Raw genomic sequence first — 4,361 nt, forward strand, 5'->3', positions numbered from 1 at the left:
GTTTTTAGCTGGCATTTTTGTAGAGATTGACTAAACTCCTTTTTTATTATACCCTATTTAAAGGTACAACAGCTTACTTATTCAATAAGTTGAAACTCTCGAACAGCGGGGAGAAAGTTTTTATTCTCGTGGCTCGATCGACTAAGCTTAATCAAAGCAAATCGCTGTAGTGGCTGCAAACTCGCCCACTGTGGCAAAGTAATTGTCACGCCGAGCTCTTGCGCTTTTGCAGAAACAGACTCCGGTACAGTTGCAGCATCCATCCACGGAGGATTTTCATCAACCGCCAAATCAGTTCCCGGTTTGCCTGTCTGTTGAATTAATATTTGATTTAGCTTTTCTCGGTAATCGATAATTTCTGCTTCTGTCAAGCAAGGTTTCTCTACAAGCATTTGACGTTCTGCTTGGTTAAAATGATTCCAATCCTGCAACTTTAATTTAATGCCGCAAGTATCTAACTTGAGACGTACCTGCATGGGGATACAGCGCAAAGCTTCCACAAAATCAGCTTCAAATTCAAAAAACATATAGTTAGCAAGTTTATTTTAGTTGTGAATGAGATTTTTTTTATTAACCGCAGAGGGCGCAGAGGGCGCAGAGTAAGAGAGGGGGGGGAAGGTGAAAAGAAATTGATGCAGGTTTATTGCTCTCTATCAATAATTGCAGAAAATCGAGTCAGCATTTATAATTAAATAATATTACAAACTATTGACATGGATACCGTAGACTACCTTCGGATTAGCTTGATAGACCGCTGCAACTTCCGCTGTCTCTACTGTATGCCGGAAGGTAGCGAGTTGGACTATGTATTGCAGCAGCAGTTGTTAACTCACTCGGAATTGCTAACTCTGCTGCGGGAAGTTTTTATACCCGTGGGATTTACTAAGTTTCGCTTGACGGGTGGGGAACCGCTGCTGCGGCCTGGGGTGGTGGAATTGGTGAGGTCGATCGCCTCAATGCCGGAAACGCGAGATTTGTCAATGACAACTAATGGCTTTTTGCTGGCGGGAATGGCGGAAAATCTCTACAATGCTGGTTTGCGCCGGATTAATATTAGTTTGGATTCCTTGGAACCGGAGACTTTTGATAAAATAATAGGCAGTCGGGGACGATCGCGATGGACGCAGGTTTGGGAGGGAATTCAAGCGGCTTATCAAGCAGGATTCGACCCGCTGAAACTGAATGTTGTGGTAATTCCCGGTGTGAATGACAGCGAAATATTGGATTTGGCTGCATTAACTATTAACCGGAATTGGCACGTTCGATTTATTGAGTTTATGCCGATCGGCAATGGGGATTTATTTGGCGATAAAGGTTGGGTAGCTTCGGCAGAATTGCGGCAACAAATTAGCGACAAATACGGGTTAGCCGAGTCGGGAGTGCGCGGAAATGGGCCGGCGGATGTGTTTCAAATTCCGGGGGCGAAGGGCACTTTAGGCTTTATCAGCCAAATGTCCGAGTGTTTTTGCGATCGCTGCAACCGGATGCGTTTGTCTGCTGACGGGTGGCTGCGGCCTTGTCTGCTGAACGAAACGGGGCAAATTGACTTAAAAACTGCTTTGCGGAATGGGGTGTCTACGGTTGAATTGCGCGATCGAGTGCAGCAGATATTAGAGATTAAACCGGAGATTAATTTCAAGCAGCGAGATTCGGGAACTACTCAAGGAAATTACAGCCGAACCATGTCTCAAATCGGCGGGTAATCTAATTATTCGTAGGTTGGGTAGAGCGAAGCGAAACCCAACTCTCTCTGGAGGTAACAAGTTGGGTTTCGTTCCTCAACCCAACCTACAACTACCCGGCTCCTGATCCCAACGACCAAAGCGCCTTAGCGACTGCTATACTTGGGAAAAAATGGGCGATCAATCTTTGTCAACTCTGTATCGATAATTTATTTGGTACACTTAAGACATCATCCAATTTTGTAAGTCAGATGAACACCATCTCGATCGCCATTTCAGACCGGCTGATGCTGAAGCTACAAAAAGTTGCTGCCCAGATGAATGTATCCATCGAAGAATTAGTCTTGATGAACATTGAAAGCTCGATCGCGCAACGAGAAAATCCTGCAGCAAATACCGATCGAGATATTTGCAGTCAAAATGCTGAAATTGCGATCGAGGTAATTGACAAATTTTATACTCTTGCTACGGAATGGCAGAGTGAAGTTGGGGGAATGTCTTCGACAGCTCAAATGTCTCAGCATCCTGCATATCAGGAAATTATTAATATGGGTTCTCAAGTCGTGCCGCTGTTGCTATCGGAACTGAAAAAAAATTCCCTTTACTGGTTAGCTGCATTGAATGAAATTACAGGTGAAAATCCCATTAAACCGGAACAAAGGGGAAGGGTAAAACAGATTGCATCAGCTTGGATAGAGTGGGGTAAAGATCGAGGCTACGCGACTATTAGCAACATCGAGCCAACCTTCAATCGCATCTTTTAAATTAGCCACCACTTCTTCCATAGTATCTCCTTCGGTAATGCACCCAGGAAGTGCGGGAACTTCAGCCCAATAGCCACCTTCTTCGGCGGGATGGATGATTGCTCTAATTTTCATACATTTATTCAGTCATTTGTTAAGGATATTATAACTATTATTAGTAAATACAGGAAATTACAGCCGCACCATGTCTCAAATCGGCGGCTAATTATCTATTATCAGCGATAAGTCAGTCTGGAGTAACGCCCTCGCCTTGCGCGCGGATCGATCATAAGCTGGCATTGCCTGTCCTAGGTCGCAGGAATTCGACATTCAACTCTAGTTTCTCTCCTAGCCACAAAGAATGTTTCGTGTGGTCTGCCACATCGTCGCCTGTTTCAGGGTGAACGAGAATATTGAGTCCCTCACGATTCAGCATTAACCAGGGAACGACTTTGCCAAATTGGTCTGGTAAAAAGGCAACTTGATACATTGCTTGGGGGTGGGGGCCAATGGGTTTGTCATGCCAACGCCCAAGCTGCACCTCAAACTGAGTCAATCCTTCTCGTACACGCGCTGCGGCATCGCGATTATCAGCGTCGAAGTAAATATGTCCATGAAAACCAACGATTTTGAGGGTGTCTTCTTTCATCATTTTCAGTGGATTATTGAGCAGAGATAAACAATTTTATATTAGCTTAACTTGCTGGATATTTTATTCACTCCTGTAAACTCCTTAAGTTGATATGTCCTCAGTCTTTGCTTTTTTGGTTTCATGGTAGGACAATACCAGTATACTCTCTGCTTCTCTATCTCCAAAGTGACTAATGATGTCGATTTCATCTCGCATAATTTGAACAATTTTAGATGTTGAGCAATTGCCAACACGGAGATAAATAAATTTGGGAGGATGACCGTAAAGTAAACTCCGTTGATGAAAGTCAGAATCTTTGGAAACAATCACAAAATCATTTGCCTTTGCATATTCCCAAATTTCTGCATCATCAGTATTTGTCAGTCCTAGGGTCTTGACATGAGCAGAATCGGGATACAAACCGATAATTCTCTGAAGAATTCGGTCTGAGAGGTTTTCGTCCAACAGTAGTTTCACAGGGATGCCACAAATAACTTTTTTTCACGATCTGCGGCAAAAGCAAGGCAGGCTTTGATGTCTGCCGAAGTTAATTCTGAAAAATCTTCCAGAATTTCTGCTTCCGTCATGCCACCGGCGAGATATTCTAAGATGTCGTAGACGGTGATTCGCATTCCCCGAATACATGGTTTGCCACTGCGTTTTCCCGGTTCAATTGTGATGATGTCGTGGTAGTCCATAAAGCAATATTTTGTACTAATAAGCGTAATTATACCTGTAAATAATCCTGGTTTGTTTAGGTCAGGATTTCAGGTTTGAGCAAGTAGTGAGAAAAAAAGAACCCTGTCGTTGAAAGTAGCCAGGGCAGATCAGTTTTCTCATGGTCTGTGGCAAAAGCAAGGCAGGCTTTGATGTCTGCCGAATTTAGTAGGGTTTTCCACCAATAAGACTCCAAAATTGGCGGCAGTCCGATCGACGTTATTTAATTAAATAGGCGTAATTACCATTAATTGTTAATCCCAATAATTTCGCAAGTTTACTAGAATGATAATGCACTAACTCACCTTTCAATGATGTAGGAAAATTTTTCAATGCTAATTTAGCTTGTTTGTAATCAGAAAAAGGAACACTCAATGTCTGTGGGAAAGGATAAAGACTCCAGCATCCGATAACGTGTTTAACAGCTATCATTAATTCTCCTTGTAAGTCTATACTATCGTACCCTTTATAAACTGCTAACTTTTTCCCATAGTAAATAATACAATCGGTGGGAGTGCGACTCGTTTAATCCAAATGGATAAAGAATATCCAAGGACGATTAGCCTAACCCTCTGGTTAGTGTAACTG

At 42.9% G+C, this 4,361-nt stretch carries 8 protein-coding genes; 2 read left to right on the forward strand and 6 right to left on the reverse strand.

Annotated features, from left to right (window positions below):
• Positions 1 to 77: 77 nt before the first annotated feature.
• A complete protein-coding gene (locus tag QUB35_RS38465; protein ID WP_333148264.1) occupies positions 78 to 527 on the reverse strand; it encodes a nitrate reductase associated protein in 450 nt (149 codons plus the stop codon).
• A 186-nt stretch (positions 528 to 713) separates the two neighbouring features.
• Between QUB35_RS38465 and moaA the strand changes: the two genes are divergently transcribed.
• Complete coding sequence (gene moaA / locus QUB35_RS38470) at positions 714 to 1,703, forward strand: GTP 3',8-cyclase MoaA (protein WP_333148266.1); 990 nt, start codon at positions 714 to 716, stop codon at positions 1,701 to 1,703.
• Between the two features lie 230 nt (positions 1,704 to 1,933).
• On the forward strand, positions 1,934 to 2,446 hold the full coding sequence (locus QUB35_RS38475) for a hypothetical protein (RefSeq protein ID WP_333148268.1): 513 nt from the start codon (positions 1,934 to 1,936) through the stop codon (positions 2,444 to 2,446).
• Here the strand turns inward: QUB35_RS38475 and QUB35_RS38480 are convergent.
• The 5 genes from QUB35_RS38480 to QUB35_RS38500 form a co-directional block, all read right to left on the reverse strand.
• Positions 2,366 to 2,560: a type II toxin-antitoxin system HicB family antitoxin gene (locus QUB35_RS38480; protein ID WP_333148269.1), complete on the reverse strand. Its 195-nt coding sequence runs from the start codon at positions 2,558 to 2,560 to the stop codon at positions 2,366 to 2,368. The genes QUB35_RS38475 and QUB35_RS38480 overlap by 81 nt on opposite strands.
• A 151-nt stretch (positions 2,561 to 2,711) precedes the next feature.
• Complete coding sequence (locus QUB35_RS38485) at positions 2,712 to 3,074, reverse strand: DOPA 4,5-dioxygenase family protein (protein ID WP_333148271.1); 363 nt, start codon at positions 3,072 to 3,074, stop codon at positions 2,712 to 2,714.
• An 84-nt stretch (positions 3,075 to 3,158) separates the two neighbouring features.
• The gene (locus QUB35_RS38490) at positions 3,159 to 3,533 is read right to left on the reverse strand and encodes a DUF5615 family PIN-like protein (RefSeq protein ID WP_333148274.1); all 375 of its coding nucleotides are present in this window, start codon (positions 3,531 to 3,533) and stop codon (positions 3,159 to 3,161) included.
• Positions 3,530 to 3,754 (reverse strand): DUF433 domain-containing protein, encoded by a 225-nt coding sequence (locus QUB35_RS38495; RefSeq protein ID WP_106332354.1) that lies wholly within the window; start codon positions 3,752 to 3,754, stop codon positions 3,530 to 3,532. The genes QUB35_RS38490 and QUB35_RS38495 overlap by 4 nt, the downstream gene beginning before the upstream one ends.
• Before the next feature lie 238 nt (positions 3,755 to 3,992).
• Positions 3,993 to 4,205, reverse strand: a complete 213-nt coding sequence (locus tag QUB35_RS38500; RefSeq protein ID WP_333148278.1) for a hypothetical protein — start codon at positions 4,203 to 4,205, stop codon at positions 3,993 to 3,995.
• Positions 4,206 to 4,361 lie beyond the last annotated feature (156 nt).

Source organism: Microcoleus sp. B13-B6 (assembly GCF_036705405.1).
GTDB lineage: Bacteria > Cyanobacteriota > Cyanobacteriia > Cyanobacteriales > Microcoleaceae > Microcoleus.

Coding starts and splice junctions, on each gene's coding strand:
- QUB35_RS38495 (WP_106332354.1), bottom strand. CDS start 3,754: ATGGACTACCACGACATCATCACAATTGAACCGGGAAAACGCAGTGGC.
- QUB35_RS38500 (WP_333148278.1), bottom strand. CDS start 4,205: ATGATAGCTGTTAAACACGTTATCGGATGCTGGAGTCTTTATCCTTTC.
- QUB35_RS38475 (WP_333148268.1), top strand. CDS start 1,934: ATGAACACCATCTCGATCGCCATTTCAGACCGGCTGATGCTGAAGCTA.
- moaA (WP_333148266.1), top strand. CDS start 714: ATGGATACCGTAGACTACCTTCGGATTAGCTTGATAGACCGCTGCAAC.
- QUB35_RS38465 (WP_333148264.1), bottom strand. CDS start 527: ATGTTTTTTGAATTTGAAGCTGATTTTGTGGAAGCTTTGCGCTGTATC.
- QUB35_RS38485 (WP_333148271.1), bottom strand. CDS start 3,074: ATGAAAGAAGACACCCTCAAAATCGTTGGTTTTCATGGACATATTTAC.
- QUB35_RS38480 (WP_333148269.1), bottom strand. CDS start 2,560: ATGAAAATTAGAGCAATCATCCATCCCGCCGAAGAAGGTGGCTATTGG.